13 protein-coding genes are annotated in these 16177 nt (G+C 35.5%); all 13 read right to left on the bottom strand.

Annotated elements, in window-relative coordinates; genetic code table 11:
* Positions 1-17: 17 nt before the first annotated feature.
* Positions 18-917: a glycosyltransferase family 2 protein gene (locus MYS68_RS30650; protein ID WP_248929432.1), complete on the bottom strand. Its 900-nt coding sequence runs from the start codon at positions 915-917 to the stop codon at positions 18-20.
* Entirely contained in the window at positions 914-3355 is a 2442-nt protein-coding gene (locus MYS68_RS30645) for an HAD family hydrolase (protein WP_248929431.1), read from the bottom strand. The genes MYS68_RS30650 and MYS68_RS30645 overlap by 4 nt, the downstream gene beginning before the upstream one ends.
* Before the next feature lie 16 nt (positions 3356-3371).
* Positions 3372-5012 (bottom strand): glycosyltransferase, encoded by a 1641-nt coding sequence (locus tag MYS68_RS30640; RefSeq protein WP_248929430.1) that lies wholly within the window; start codon positions 5010-5012, stop codon positions 3372-3374.
* Positions 5009-6682: a glycosyltransferase gene (locus tag MYS68_RS30635; RefSeq protein ID WP_248929429.1), complete on the bottom strand. Its 1674-nt coding sequence runs from the start codon at positions 6680-6682 to the stop codon at positions 5009-5011. Before MYS68_RS30635 ends, MYS68_RS30640 begins: the two co-directional genes overlap by 4 nt.
* 19 nt (positions 6683-6701) lie before the next feature.
* A complete protein-coding gene (locus tag MYS68_RS30630; protein WP_248929428.1) occupies positions 6702-7697 on the bottom strand; it encodes a UDP-N-acetylglucosamine 4,6-dehydratase family protein in 996 nt (331 codons plus the stop codon).
* 162 nt (positions 7698-7859) lie between these two features.
* Positions 7860-9206, bottom strand: coding sequence for a glycosyltransferase family 2 protein (locus MYS68_RS30625; RefSeq protein WP_248929427.1), 1347 nt, complete (start codon positions 9204-9206; stop codon positions 7860-7862).
* A gap of 17 nt (positions 9207-9223) precedes the next feature.
* Positions 9224-10114 (bottom strand): transketolase family protein, encoded by an 891-nt coding sequence (locus MYS68_RS30620; RefSeq protein WP_248929426.1) that lies wholly within the window; start codon positions 10112-10114, stop codon positions 9224-9226.
* Entirely contained in the window at positions 10095-10898 is an 804-nt protein-coding gene (locus MYS68_RS30615) for a transketolase (RefSeq protein WP_248929425.1), read from the bottom strand. The genes MYS68_RS30620 and MYS68_RS30615 overlap by 20 nt, the downstream gene beginning before the upstream one ends.
* A complete protein-coding gene (locus tag MYS68_RS30610; protein WP_248929424.1) occupies positions 10880-11788 on the bottom strand; it encodes a class I SAM-dependent methyltransferase in 909 nt (302 codons plus the stop codon). The genes MYS68_RS30615 and MYS68_RS30610 overlap by 19 nt, the downstream gene beginning before the upstream one ends.
* Positions 11789-11987: 199 nt before the next feature.
* The gene (locus MYS68_RS30605) at positions 11988-12917 is read right to left on the bottom strand and encodes an NAD-dependent epimerase/dehydratase family protein (protein WP_248929423.1); all 930 of its coding nucleotides are present in this window, start codon (positions 12915-12917) and stop codon (positions 11988-11990) included.
* Positions 12914-14131, bottom strand: a complete 1218-nt coding sequence (locus MYS68_RS38960) for a class I SAM-dependent methyltransferase (RefSeq protein WP_248929422.1) — start codon at positions 14129-14131, stop codon at positions 12914-12916. Before MYS68_RS38960 ends, MYS68_RS30605 begins: the two co-directional genes overlap by 4 nt.
* Entirely contained in the window at positions 14100-15251 is a 1152-nt protein-coding gene (gene rfbG, locus MYS68_RS30595) for a CDP-glucose 4,6-dehydratase (RefSeq protein ID WP_248929421.1), read from the bottom strand. Before rfbG ends, MYS68_RS38960 begins: the two co-directional genes overlap by 32 nt.
* Positions 15217-15987: a glucose-1-phosphate cytidylyltransferase gene (gene rfbF / locus MYS68_RS30590; protein ID WP_248931064.1), complete on the bottom strand. Its 771-nt coding sequence runs from the start codon at positions 15985-15987 to the stop codon at positions 15217-15219. The genes rfbG and rfbF overlap by 35 nt, the downstream gene beginning before the upstream one ends.
* Positions 15988-16177: the final 190 nt, after the last annotated feature.

Below are 16177 nucleotides of genomic sequence, written 5' to 3'. Positions count from 1 at the left end.
TGTAAATCCCCTTCCTGTCAACGATAAAACGTAAAAAACACGTCAAAGGGAACTCTTAGTTTTTCTACAATTTCTCTGCCGACTGCTTTTCTTTTGTTTTTGATCCAATTGGATTGCACAAAAGCATCAAAACAAGCTTTTATATAAACGTTTGTTCTTTGTTCCAAAGAAGCGAATAAACAATTATAAACTAATGAAATCGTTCTTATGATGGCCGTCCCGGCAGGGTAATTTTTCCAAACGATCCAAAAAGCGTTCCTCGTATAGTAATATGGTGCCCTCCATGATGATCTGTTCTTCGGCGAAAACTTATGATATGCTACAATTTCTGCAAAAGATTCAATTTTGTAACCTAGGTCAAATATTCGAAATGAAACATCCAGTTCGTTGTTGTATAAGAAAAATTCTTCCGGATAATATCCGGCCAACTTAAAAACAGACCTACGTACCCCCGCTCCTGCGCCATTAAAAGCCATTAAATAATCATTGTTCACTATTGGCGAATGAACTTCCTTCCGGTTCTCCTCCATCTTACTTACATCATCGTAATTATAAAAATTCCTAACATCGAAAGCAACAACACCTAATCTCGGATCCTTTTCGAATTTATCGACCATAAGACGAACTGAATCCTTTGCGGGAAACGAATCATCGTCAATGATGATCATATATTCCCCTGATGCATTTTCAAATCCTATATTATAGGCTTCAATCCCCATATTTTTGTACATGCGTATTACTTTCACTTCTTGAAATTGTTGATCTAACATCTCTAAGGTACCATCTGTAGAGCCATTATCGACCACAATTATTTCCAGATTGCCGTATTCAATCTCACGGATTCGTTCCAGGCTTTCACGAACGTCATCCTTGCGATTCCAACAAAGCATCACGATGCTAACACGAGGTTCGATCACCCCTTCATCTCCTTACCTAAACCAAGACTAAATATTCGTGGGGAACCATCCGTACATTGGTACTGTGCCTCAATATCCGCGACTATATCTTCTATAAAGGAAAGCGAGCCTACTGCATATACATCACTAAAACCTCGATCGACGGCTTCTTTTAGAGGGATAACCTCTACTCCATCAATCAATTGCCCCCACAAAGACATCTTTCTGTCTATAAAACAGGTTACTTTAATCTGGTTCAAGCGTGCCAATTTCAGCAAAGATTGTCCTACTTCCCCCGCACCGTAAATCATGATTTGATTGATATTCGCTTGCCGAATCATTGCAACAAGGTGACTCATCATGAAAAGATAACTGCTGGAACTATTTTGTTTTAAATTCTGTTGAAAAATAAAAGCGGGGTCTTTTCGCGTCACAATACCTTGAGGCCAATATACCTCCGAAGCTTTAAAACCAAACTGACCCAGCTCCAGGAACCGTTCAATTCCCAACTGATTCAACAATTCCAAATCTTTATCCTCACAAATGCGGCTGGCATGCTCGCTACCAAAATTATCATCATGTGTTAAATTCCCTAAATTCTCAGCTTCTTCACTGGTGGGCATATCAATGACTCTATGAATCATTTTCGCAAATTGTCGACAATCTTTATATAATTGTTCTTTTAAACCGGTCTTACCCTCCAACAACCGGTACCAATACGCTTGGAAAGCCAGTACTCCTTGTTGGCAAACCGTTTTTTTTCTAATCTCATCCGGTCCGTATTTTAAATCTCCCAATATGGGTTCTATAAATCCAGAGGATTGCATATAACCGAGAGTCGAACCAACATCGCCCATAAGCAATTCTTCTAGAAATTCCGGACTTCTCATGATCGCGCGAATTAAGTCCTGATTCTCCCCACTATTGCCGACAAATCCCCGAATGTCCATACCGGATAATAGATGATGTTTGGTTTCTTCTCCGCCAATGGCCAAGACATGGCATATATCAAAATGAATCTTCGTTTTTTCTAATGCAGATTCGATAGATTTTTGTATAGTACCTTTGAATCCTAAATCGACCGTCATGATTCGATCAAAAGAAGAACAGGTTTGTTTCAAATATTCAACCAAAAGATATCTTTTATTTTCAATCGTTTTACATATTTTGTTTTGAATCTTTTCCTCTAAAAGAAAACTAACCAGCCTTTGTTTTAAAGTGACTTGATCTGAATATGGAGTGCTCGCCGTTTCTTTTAAAGTGAGGTGACCATATTTCGAATAACCCTGAACATCAAGGTCATCATCTAAGTGTAACATTCGAAACAAATCCGAAACCGTAAAGTGATTTCGTTCAAATAAATGATTAAAGAAATCCTGATCGAACAGATCTACTCCAGCTAAGTAAGTCGCTTCTCTGGAAACATATAGAGGTTCCACTCTCAGATTTAACTTTCGCTCTTGAATGGCGATTTTCAACAATTTTGATAACAATATGCCTTCTCTCATAAACGGAAATATCGCGGTTCTTTGTTCCTTTATACAGATATCAAGTACCCAATCACAAAAAGCAGTCAAAAAAGGACCTAGAATTTCAGCACCAAATCGATACCAAAATTTATCATCACTGTCGTATTCGGCAGAGGCAGCCCCCGCTAACTTTCGTAAGGATTGTATTTGAGGAAGGATGGAATGATGTCTCATTTTCTCCCACTCAAAAACTCCCTCAAAATTTGAAGGTATTACTTTATAATGGAGCGATTTAATCCCGGATGCACTTGCGCCTTGTACGTCGGCATCGGCATTATCGCCAATGTGTAAAATTGACTCCGCTTTTTCGTCGGAAAAAAAACCTAAAAGTTTTTGATAAAGCGTTCCTTTTATTTTACTGCCGCCTTCTTCACTTGAAACGAATAAGCAATCAATAACAGATACGTCCATACCCGAAGAAATAAGGAGTGACCTGATTTGCTCGGCAGAAAGATACATATCGGAAAGAAGCGCAATTTTTGTCCCATTACCTTTAGCGTAACTGATTAAAGAGACAATATGAGGGTTGATATAACACAATTTTTTTTCTATTTCGATCTCTAGATCCATGAGCTTCCAGGTATCACCGACGTTTTGAGGAAGCATTTCATAGATTTCTTTTAAATTAACCTCATCTGTGCCACTAGCATTTTTTTTATTACTTCTCGCTTTGCGTTCGGCCAATATCCGAATTTCTTGAAACTCTTTTGCAGTTAATCCGGCCCTAATCAAATTGGTTCGTTTCGCTTGCTCTCCCAGTTCGTAGAAAACATCAACCGGTTTCTCACAAGTTCTTAACAATAAGGTATCGAACACGTCTAGACTTAACACTTTAATACCAGTTATGAGTTCACTAAGATTGTTTAGGAAGTGGTCTTTTTTCCAAAGCCATTGATTGTTCTGTTGATTCCACTCCTGGACAAAATCCATGCTCTTCCCTCACTTTTTATATTGAGTAACTATAGAATCCTATTTTAATTGCGGAGCTTTCTATATTTTTCAATTGATCAAGTATTTCCGTTTCCCAGTCAGAAACTACTAGTATGATACTCAAACCTGACACGCCTGAAATTTGATTTGGCGAGATTACGGTAATTCCATCGATATCGCTTCCCCATTTATTGGAATCGTTATCAATATAGTGGATAATCTGCATGCCGCGATTCATCAAATAACTTCCTACATGCCGCCCCAGTTGCCCCGTTCCGAAAATAGCTATTTGGGCTTCCCTGTAAGTGTCGAGATAATTCTCAATTCTTCTAATTTGCTTTGGAATGATCGGCTTTCTGAGGAATCCTTTATCTTGCGGTCCTAATAGTTCCAAGTGGCTCTTATCTACGTTATACTTCGAATCCGCCCTCCCGACTATTCTTCTATAATATTCAAAAACATTCAAAATAAAATGTTCAACGGAAGGTAGTCGCGGCATATGATCGATCCAAGATCGAATGATTTCCGGGTCCTCGGTGACCTTTTGAAGCAATCGCTGAAGCTCTTCTACATGACCCGCTTCAAAAAGGGCACCAAAGTCATTGTTCACCATTTCGGGTACGCCGCCTAAATTTGAAGCTATAACCGGAGTTCTATGCTGAAGTGCTTCTAGAATGACAAGCGGTTGTTCCGGACAAACGGTAGGAACAACAAGTACATCAATTTCATTGAAGATGTCGGCTAATTCATTCGCTTGATACGAACCTCTAAACTCAATATTTCCATTACCATCCGCCAGACCGTATAATGTTGAACGGTATAGGGGATCAATGGACCCGTACATGATCAATCGGGCTTTCGGTGTCTTTAATCGTTGAAAAGCCTCAATTAAAATATGCGGCCCTTTATGGACAAACATATTCCCGATAAATCCGAATGTTATTTGATCCTTTGGATCGCATTCCGGCTTATGGTCCTGTTCTTTAATCGCTTCACCTAAAGAAGTACGAATGGTTACGACTTTATCCGCCTTCCAGCCTTCTTCGACAAACCGATTCCTTAATGCATCTGATACAGTGATGACCAAGTCTGATTTTTTATCTATGATATCATTTATATATTTATAGCGATCTACAAACGGAGTCAGTTCCTCTAATCTTGTATTCTTTGAGTCGTTAAAGCAATTCACGCACCTCAACCCCAAATTGGGGCCGTTACAAAGCTCCAAGTCGGAATTAATCAGAAAGCTTCGAGGACATATAGCCCAGTAATCGTGCATGGTAACAATAGTAGAAATCCCGAGTTCCTTAGCCGATCCGACTAATGATACACCGATATCCGACAAATGCTGAAAGTTAATAAGATCGGGTTTCTCATCTAATAAAATTTGCTCAAACAAATCCGCCGCCACTAAATTGGGAACAACATCCGACATTGGATCGTAATTAAGATTCATACCCATTTGACTTTCAATAAATCGGTAACGAATCCTCGGATGATTGATTTTCTTATGTTTTACGGTTTCTTTATTGGAGCAAAAAATAATATTTACGATTTCAATATCGGGGACCAATTCCAGTAAACATTCATTTAGAATTGATACGTAACGATTCACACCGGTAACGCCATGATACGGAAAGGCATGTATGACTTTCATTTCTGGTCGTCAACTTCCTTTCGTCTTATCTTATCAATTCTCTTTTGAGATTCATGGTCTACAACTATGAGATGGCCAGCCTCTCGATAAGCCTTGTTTTCCATAAAACTAAAGTATTTATATATAAAACTGTGCTCATCAACCTTTTCAATTGCCGCTACTTCCTTTGCCAAATCGCCGTGTTTTGTCAATACAATTCCAATACCCAATCTCTTGCACAACGGCTTAAGTACATGGTATCCCATCACATCGTGGACATGAATGACATCCGGCTTATCTCCAAACAGAAGTTCCTTAAATGTAACAATCCAAAGTAAAAATTGTCTAATCGTAATAGCCGCAATTTCCCCACCTTGTGGAAAAAGGGAAACAAACCGTTTGTGAAATTGAATTAAGAGCAAAACTCTTAAATTCAAATTAATCTGTCCAATCGAAACTATCTTTAAACGAGGACCTTTGTTTAAAGAGAAGCTTTCTAACAAATTTATATATGCCTGTAATCCGCCGTACGTCATATCATAAATTGTCGTCAAGAAAATATAAGGTTTATCTTTTTTTTGAACCAGTGATTTCTGATAGACCTCCATATGCTTCCCCCAAAAAACATCAACCGAAAAATGCTCTTGGTAATATTTAAAAGCATTCTTACCAAGCAAGATCCTTTGATCAATATTGTTTATCAAAGTCAACATAGCGTTGGATAATTCCTCGGGCGATTTGGGGTTTATTAGTAAACCGTTATTACCATCAGCAATAATATGGGGAATGCTGCCGGTACGGGTAGCAATAATAGGTTTTTCAGCAGCCATTACTTCAACGATTGAAATCGGCATAGCTTCATTTAACGAAGGAAGAACAAAAAAATCACATGTTTCAAGGAATGGTCTAACATCAGCTTGATAGTTAAGAAATGCAACATGTGATTGAATGCCCAATTCTTCTGAATAACTTTTTAAAAATTCTGCTTCAGGCCCCGTTCCGATAAGCAATACTTCAAAGTTTTGGTTTATTTTCAATAATAAATGAATAGCCTCGAATAAATACCGATGGCCTTTGATCGGATCCAGTCTCGCGATACAACCAATTTTGACTCTATCGTTTACCGGTTTCGTACGATTTATTGTGTCGCTTATGCGAGTTGTTCCTCCAATGACTTTAACAGGTGTTAAATTCAACCCGGATTCGCTAAGGTTGCGATCATCAGCCTTAGAAATCAATGCTTTGGTGTATCTAAAAAAACACATCGGGATAATCAGTGTTAACAGCAGCAAACAAATAAAATACTGCAGCCACAAATTAATCATTAATCCACTAGGTTTTCCTTGAGTATCTTCTCCATTGTCATTAAACAAAATAACACGTTTACAATTTACTTTACTGGCAATTTGCAGGAGATTTTTATGGGTGGACGTTCCGTATAAGCTATATGGAAAAATAATAATCTCGTATTTATTTTCTCTGAGCTCATTAAGTATAGCCTTGGGAATCTTGCTTAAATCTAAAAAACCTTTATAATCCAGCAAATATTCTTTATGAATATCCTTTTTATCTGATTCAAATTGAATATTTGCCAGATAATCAATCGTTGCATCCGGGTACACATTTTTTATATGATTAAGAGAAGCATCGAAAATCTTCTTAGGAGCAGTTCGAAACAATAATATTCTCATTCTATAATGTCCCTCTTGATTAAAGAAGATTTTCAGTAAGCAGCCAGTCCCTAAGAACCTCTATCTGGATACTCTTTTCTTTCAATACATCAGGTTTTCTCACTTGTACATTCGAATTCTTCTGTTCTTTAAATAACGAAGGGATTACATACATATCTGGTAATTCCGCAGAGATTCTTGCCTCATCATCCGTCATTAACTCTTCGTACATCTTTTCCCCAGGCCTAAGACCCGTTTCTTTCACTTTAACCTCGCGAGGATCAATATTATTTTTTAAAGAAATCTCTTCAATCATTACTTTTACTAAATCCGATAATTTCACAACCGGCATTTTTAAGACAAATACCTCACCACCTTCTGCAAGAATATTTGCCTCAAGCACTAAAGAAGTAGCCTGCGATGGCGTCATCATATATCGGACCATATTTAAATCAGTTACAGTAATAACCTTATCCTCGATAATTTGCTTTTTAAAAAGGGGAATCACTGATCCACGCGAACCCATAACATTTCCAAATCTTACAGAAGAAAATATCGTTGTTTTCGGGCCTTTTTGATACTCTGCAGCTGAAATCAACCTCTCTGCCGTTAATTTGGTCGCGCCATACGTATTTGTTGGTGAAATTGCCTTATCCGTACTTGTAAACAATACTTTCTTTACACCGGCTTGTATCGCTGCCTGTATAACATTTTGAGTTCCTATCACATTGGTTTGTACCGCTTCAAATGGATTATACTCGCATGCCGGAACATGCTTCATTGCGGCTAAATGAAAAACGTAATCTATATCTTCCATTGCTCGCAGTAATCTTTGGTAATCCCGTACATCGCCAATTAGAAATCTCAGTCGATCTTGATAATCTCGAAAATCAATATTCATCTGAAACTGTTTATGTTCATCGCGGCTAAATATACGAATGACCTTGGGATTGTCTTCAAGCAGCCTTTTGGTTAAGTGATACCCAATCGTACCTGTGCCCCCAATAATCAAAATTTTCTTATTTTGGTAAATCATTTCGCATTCGCCTCGTTTTGCAATTTTATTTTACGACACGTTCCAATTATATAAGGCAGTATTATATGAGCGTCTTCTAGACATCCTTCAATATATGCTCTGAAATTTTCGGCAATATTTTTCTTTAATTTTTACTTTTAAGACAATCTTGTGGGAAGATTATCATATATTTCCTACACTTATAACTTTAGATTTTATATCAAGTTGATTGATTAGTGACATGATCTCGTCGACATATTTTATAGATGCGATAATGACAACATCAACTTGATTATTTATTAAGTAAGTTGGAGATTGAATTTTATGTTTGTTTTTAAATATTGTACCTTGAACTTTAGGACTACTATCCACAATAACTTCAACTCTCTTAGCCAATTCAACTGAGCTTTCGTATAAAAATTGTCCGAGTTCTCCAGCCCCCCAAATTGCGATGCTAAGGTTATCTTGATCATTTTCATTTAATAACGTACGTATTAGTAAATCGATCAGGTATTTCTGATTATTTTTATTCTTATGAAGTAAAAGCTGCATTTCTTTAAGAAAAGAATTTACTATTTCACCATTGAGATATTCAAAATCAAATGCTTTATTGAATAGTTCAAGTGAACAATCGTCATTTTTTTCAAGCAATTTAGCACAGATAGTTCCATACTGTATATAATAGTGTTGCCGTACAATATTAAGATATTTTTCAGATACTCCAATTTGCTCGTATAAAATAATCGCATCTCTTAATCTGTATAATAACAGTTTGGGTAATAAATGAAACCATTCCTGGCTCCCTTGTCCTAGCAGCACTATTGGATCTCCAATATAATAAACACTTTTGTTATGCATAGATAGTGCAATTACTTTCAAATGAGGGTATGCCGTATCTAAAGTAGAAAACATTTCAGCATTATTATCAAGACAAATTGCCTTTGAATATTTAATCCATGTGGATCTTCTAAAAAGACTCGAAACGATTGCCGTAAAAAGATAAGATGGCATAAAAGTTTGAATACCAAACAATTCTTCCCAAGAGGATAATTGCTTATTTACAAAATCTTGTAACATACATTCCTCAAACGAAGGATGATATATGGAATTATTGTTATCGATAATATCATTTCGTTCTTCAATTGATTTAACAAAATAATTAATGAAAAAATAGTCAAAATTATTGTTTTTTTTAATTGTTTCAATTAGTTCATGCAATTTCCCATTGAGAACCATATCATCATCGCCTAAAACCCAACAAAACTCGCCAGAAGCAATATCTTGTATAGTTTTAAAAATATTACCTACTGGCCCTATGTTAAAATTATTTTTATTATAAATAAATGACTCTTTTTTTAGAGCACTTTCAATTACATCTTTCGTGTGATCTGTTGAACAGTTATCAGAAACTATTAATTCTATTTCATCTTTATAATTTCCAATTTGAGGCAATAAGGATGTTAGCATTTTTTCTAGCAAATTTGCACGATTATATGTCGGAATAATAATTGAAAGTAGAGGTTTTCCCATGCTTAAACTATATCTCCCTATATCAAAGGCTTTATTAGGCCCAGTTTTTCTCTTAAAAATTTTTGATCCCCGACATTATGAGAAAAACTATCCGGCAATCCGATTCTTTTAAACTTAATCTTTTTATCAGACTCAGCAATGATCTCAGCTATGGCTGTACCTAATCCTCCAATAATACTATGTTCCTCTAAGGTATAAATTGGTATACCCTCTTGTATAAGATTAAAAATCGCCTCTTTATCTATGGGCTTTACTGTTGGCATACTAATCAGTCTTACTTGCAAGTCTTCATTGGCCCATTCTTTTACCCATTGCATTCCTAACTCAAGTGTATTACTTGTAGTAATTAAAGCTAAATAGTCACCTTGTGTTACTTCCACGGCTTTGCCAATCGTTATTTGCGTGTCAGGTTTGTGAATACGAGGTTCATTATTTTTACCTAGTCTAATATACATCGGCCCTTTGTAGTTTATACTTGCTTTGGTTATTTCTCTTGCTTCCAAAGGATCGCCGGGGCAACAAACTGTCATGTTTGGAAGAGCTCTCATTAGTCCAATATCCTCTATTGCATGATGCGTAGCGCCCTGTGGGCCATAAGAAAGTCCAGCACCAACGCCTACTAATCTTACATTTGCATTCAAATAAGCAACATCAATTCGTATTTGTTCAAAGCATCTCATAGTTATAAAGGGAATTATGCTATATACATAAACTATTTTCCCGGAAAGAGCCAACCCCGATGCTATACCGATAGCATTTTGTTCTGCTATTCCTACGTTTAAGAAACGCTTCGGAAATTTTTTTTGAAATTTCTCAAGAACAGAGAAACCCAGATCCGGTGTTATCAAAAACACTCTTTCGTCTTGTTCGGCTTCATCAATTAATGTTTCAATAAAAGTAGTTCTCATAAGTCTTATCCAACTCACTCAGTGCGAGATTTAATTCTTCATCATTTGGAGATTTATAATGCCATTCCAACTTATTTTCCATAAATGAAATCCCTTTTCCCTTAATTGTATGAGCGATTATCACTTTTGGTTTATTTGATATAATTTTAAAAGTTTTTTCAAGATCTATTAGGGAATGACCATCTACTTCGAATACTTCCCATTCAAAAGATCGCCATCTCTCAGCTAAATTTTTCTGGTTAATAATATCCTCTGTTCTTCCAAATCCCTGTAAATTATTGTGATCTACAATTGCTGTAATATTGCTGAGCTTATGGTGAGAAGCAAACATAATTGCTTCCCACACACTACCTTCATTGCACTCACCATCACCTAACAACACATAGATATTGCCTGGATTTCTATCAACCAAATTACTGATCGCCATTCCTACACCAACCGATAGACCATGACCCAATGAACCTGTCGATAATTCAATACCAGGAACTGCAGTCATATCCAAGTGCCCTGGTAGAACCCCGCCATTAATGTAATATTGTTTTAAAACATCTTTAGAAAAAAAGCCTTTCTCTGCTAGCACTGCATATAAAGCTGCACTTCCATGTCCCTTACTTAAAATAAATTTATCTCTGGTAACATTATTCGGAAATTTAGGATCTACATTCAGTATTTTAAAATAAAGTACATATAAAATATCAACAATAGATAAACACGTTCCTACATGTGATGATTTTGAATAATGAGTCATTTTTAGAATTGATTTTCTTATATTTTTAATATACATGGTTCACCTTCCAAAGACATAACATACCCCTGGAAATTATAGTTATTTTTTAGTAAACTTATGATTTCATCTTGATAGGATACTGCAAATAGTATTATTAAATCATTTGAACAAATTTTTTCAATTGAAGGCGGGACAATTAGAGCAGAACTATTACATATATATTTATTATGTTTATGGGGATCGGAATCGAAAATGTATTTTAACTCCAAATCCAATCCGATGGCTGTTAAAATAGATTGGGCCTTGGCTCCAGCTCCCCAAGCTGAGACTTTGCGATATTCTCTGGACTTTGTTTTAATAAATTGAAGGTCTTTTATTTTTTTATCATTTAGAGATTGTATTGTTGTTTTTTTTCTTAGATATATCTCTAAATAATCACCACCAAAACTCTCTTGGATTTTAATTACATTAAAGTTGCATTTTTCTGCCAAAGCGCATAAACTTTGTGGAGTAAAGTAATTTAAGTGATCTGAAAACAAATCAAAATATCGATTTTCTGCCAACATTTTTTGTGCATTTGGCACTTCTATTAAACCAACTGCTCCCTCGTTTAATAATGGGAATATTGCATCTAATGTTTCAAAAGGATTAGATAAGTGTTCAAAGACCTGTCTTGAAGCAAAAACACTAAACTTGACATTTAACTTTATATCTTTTGTTAAATACTCGTTTATTACGTTAAGACCTTTTTTACAACATTCAAGATAGAACGCTTTTGATGGCTCAATTCCAATTACTTCTGTAAAAACTTCCTTTGCAAGAATAAGAAAATTACCATCGCCACAACCAATTTCCAAAAAGTTATTTGATTTATTGCTTAAATAAAATAACTCATTAACTTGGCTTTTTTGATGGCTTTGCATCTTCTCCGAATAGCTAGCAGTCATAAGATAGTCATCATAATAATCTGATTCATTGACATCTTCAATTTGATAATGATTACACTTATTACATCTATACAAATCTAGTGAAATGCCCTTTTTATTATACGGTTCATTATAAAGTCTTGATACTTGTTGTGCGTTATCAGCGACCGTTAGACATATACTTGTCTCGCTTCCACATACTCTACAGATCAAAAACGAATCATCTCCAATTAAGTTGCTTCATATAGTCAATCATTCTGTTTAGTCCGTCTTCTAATTTTATGTTAGGTTTCCATTTTGTATCTTTTTTAATTTTTTGAATGTCAGCTTCTAAATGCATCACTTGATCATGACGATATGGAATTGTTCCAAAACCCAGGGCAAGCTGTGGATTAATCATATCTCGTATAAGTTCTACAACATATCTAATTGTATAACTTTCACCAGAACCAAGATTATATATCCCTGAAGCTTTTGACTCCAAGAGTTGAATCAGTGCATCAGCCGCATCTTCGACATAAAGATAATCCCAAAGTTGTTCACCCAAAGTTAATTCCGGCACTTCATTCCTCAGGAGTTTGCGAATCACATCGGTAAGTAACCAACCGCTATTATCTAAAGGCCCATAAGTACTAAAAACTCTTACCCATACTACTTCTAAATTCAATTCAGAAGCCAATAATAAAGAAGAAGTTCCTGTCGCGAGTTTGGCTATACCATACAAAGTTGTTGGTCTGGTATAGTCTGTCTCGCTAATTTTTTTGTTTAAAGGGCCATATTCAGCTTGCGATCCAGTACCTATCCATTTTCTGCACTGTAATTTTTTCGCGAGATAAAGTGTTTCAAGGCTAAATTGTATATTACTCATTTGCTCAAGATCATTTCTTTTATTATTACTGACTCCATTCCATGCTAAATGAAAAAAAGCCCTATAGTCCAACCCGAGAGATAGAAGTTCTTCATAACATTCTTTTATAGAGCCTAGTGATCCCCTAACTATGTGTAGATAAGGAGTATCCGGTAATCGTCCTAAATTACTCTGGTTGCGTGTTATTACAACAACCGTATATTCTTTATGTATTAATTGCTTTACCAAGTATGAACCAATAAAGCCTGATCCGCCAGTTACAATTACTGCTCTTTGTTTCATAATACTTCTATGAGTGAAACAATTTTTTGAGGTGCATTGGGTAATGATTTAATGGATTTGGTAATTTCGTCCATATATCCGTAACTAAAAACTAAGAGAGTATCAACTGGATTATCAATCAATTCTTCTATCGATTTAACTGGCACTTTTGACTTGGGAAGAAATTTTCCATGGAAGCTTTGATTTTGATCACATAAGTATTCTAGCTGAGAAGCATTTCTTAATGATGCTAACGTCATAACTCCTCTACCTCCTGCACCATAACCAGCTATTTTTCGATTCTCGTTTATTTCCGTGTCAATAAAAGATTCTATTCTATTAATTCCTCTTTTCAATTTTTCATTGAATTTGGATAGATCTTCCTTATCAGGAAACGTTGGAAACTCATTCAACTCTGATACTAATTCAGAATTATTATCTGCCGCCACAACAAGCATCGAGTTCCCTCTTCTCTTATGAATTGGAACAAGATTATCGGTAATTATTTTAAAACCTGACTTATTTAACAAATCATTCATAGTTTTTAAAGATAAATAAATAGAATGCTCATGCTCAAATAAACAATACTCACATTTATTTATAATTTGAGCCAAATCATGAACTTCAACAATTAGAAGTCCTTTTTGAGGATTTAATATTTTCTTCACGGTAGACAAAAAGTTTACTGGGTCAGGAATATGATCGAAAGTATAAGTTAACAATATTACATCAGTGTTTCGAAAAGATTCCGGAATTTTGCCAATCACATCGGTATCAAACAATCCTGTATATACTTCAATCCCCCTTTCTCTACTAACTTTAGTTAGAATTTCAGAAGGTTCAATACCAAAGACATCTGCTCCCATTTTTCTGAAAGAAAGCAACTGACTTCCATCGCTTGATCCTATTTCTAATACCCTTGTTCCCTTTTTTAATTCAAATTTTTGAAATGTTTTCTCAGCTAATTCATTCATGAAGGAAATGGCGAATTGAGAATTTGTAATACTGTACGCATAATCTTTATAATAGAGGCTGTAGTCTATGTCATGAATAGTTTGACTTATACCACACTCCAAACAAACATAAATATCAATATCATATAAAAATGATGGACTATCAACACCAACTCTTAAATCGTCGGTCAGCGGCATGTCGGGCAAATGAATCCATTTTTCTAAATTGCCACTTTCACATATTCTGCACTTACTTCTTTTTTTTATCTTTAATGTTGTCACTCATTTCAACTCCTATGTTGGAATCAATATAATAATCTTGTATTTGATCTAATGTAAATTGAAACATATCATCCTTGTTTTCTAAATATGCTTTGGACCACTGAACCACTTTACTAATAGATTTATTGATATCCCATAACGGACTCCAGCCTAGTTGATAAAACGACTTGGAACAATCTAGTCTCAAAATAGTTGCCTCATGCATAAAATTATCCGAGTCAATTTGATATTCACCATAACCCCAATGTTGGATTAGTTTTTCGACCAATTGATCTACAGTTACTACATCGCAATTTCTCGGTCCAAAATTCCATGACCCGGAGTACTTTTGTTCATTGATATATAGCCTTTCTGCAAGAATTATATATCCAAACAATGGTTCAATGACATGTTGCCATGGTCTTATAGATTTAGGATTTCTTATTATTATATCTTCGTTTTTGGAAAGGGCATTTATACAATCTGGTACGATTCTTCCCACAGACCAATCTCCCCCTCCAATCACATTGCCGGCTCTTGCAGTTGCAACACCAACTTTATTCTCTGCGAAAAATGACTTTCTATAGGAAGCGGTTATTAACTCCGAACAAGCTTTACTAGTCGAGTACGGATCATATCCTCCTAGAGTATCTGATTCCCTATATCCCCATACCCATTCTTTATTTTCGTAAACCTTATCTGAAGTTATGTTAACAATAGATTTAATACTGGTTATTTTTGTTAATGCGTCTAGCAAATTAATTGTACCCATGATATTTACAGCATAGGTCTCCACAGGCTTTAAATATGATTGCCTTACTAATGGCTGAGCTGCCAGATGAAAAACTATCTCAGGCTCAAAGTCAATTATGCTTTTTTCAATCTTTTGATAATCCATAATATCGCCATATATTGTAGGTATTACTTTTGGTAAAGAACATATATTAAACATGTTTGGTTGCGTTATAGGTTCTTGAGCGTATCCTAGAATTTTTGCACCTAATGAATGTAACATAATTGATAGCCATGACCCTTTAAAACCGGTATGACCAGTAAGGAATACTTTCCTATCTTTCCAAAAAGCTTTATCGATCATAACAACCTCTCTATTCCCAAAATTTCCAGGGAGCTTTATTCTCATTCCAAAGCTCCTCTAACTTTATTTTATCTCTAAGAGTATCCATCGGTTGCCAGAAGCCATTATGTCTATAGGCCGAAAGCTGGCCTTCTCTAGATAATTTTTCTAAGGGTTCGTGTTCCCATATAGTAAAATCTCCAGAAATATAATCAAAAACTGTTGGTTCTAGAACAAAATACCCACCGTTTATCCATGCTCCATCGCCCCTGGGTTTTTCCTGGAAGCTAGTAATTTTATTCTCATTAAAATCAAGTGCACCAAATCTGCCTGGCGGCTGGACTGCAGTTAACGTTGCATATGTAGCTTGCTTTTTATGAAACTCAATTAACGTTTGTATGTTCACATTCGACAATCCATCTCCGTAAGTAAAGCAAAATGTTTTATTTCCAACGAAATCTTTAACTCTTTTTAATCTTCCACCTGTCATTGTTTGGTCTCCGGTATCTACCAATGTAACTTTCCAAGGCTCCGAATTATTTTGATGGACTTCCATTGTATTATTCTTCATGTCAAATGTAATATCAGACATATGCATAAAATAATTTGCAAAGTATTCCTTTATCATATAACCTTTATAGCCTAAACATATAATAAAATCATTAATACCATAATAAGAATATATCTTTAAAATATGCCATAGAATCGGTTTGCCACCTATTTCAACCATCGGCTTCGGACGAATCGAGGTTTCTTCACTTATTCTTGTACCTAAACCTCCCGCCAATATTACCGCTTTAATTGGAATCACCTCTTCGCATGTTAGATTAAAAATTAAATCAAATTAATCTTACCACCTTATATTCACATGCTGGCACATGTTTCATTGCGTAATCACTGTTCTCCATTGCTCGTTTTTAATCAAGGATTATCCCTTACATCACTGTAAGAATCGCAATTTATAACTTACCTTGAAAAAGTCTCTTATTGAT

The sequence above is a fragment of the Paenibacillus hamazuiensis genome, assembly GCF_023276405.1.
Taxonomy (GTDB): Bacteria; Bacillota; Bacilli; order Paenibacillales; family NBRC-103111; genus Paenibacillus_AF; species Paenibacillus_AF hamazuiensis.
This window is presented reverse-complemented; position numbering and strand designations above follow the sequence as displayed.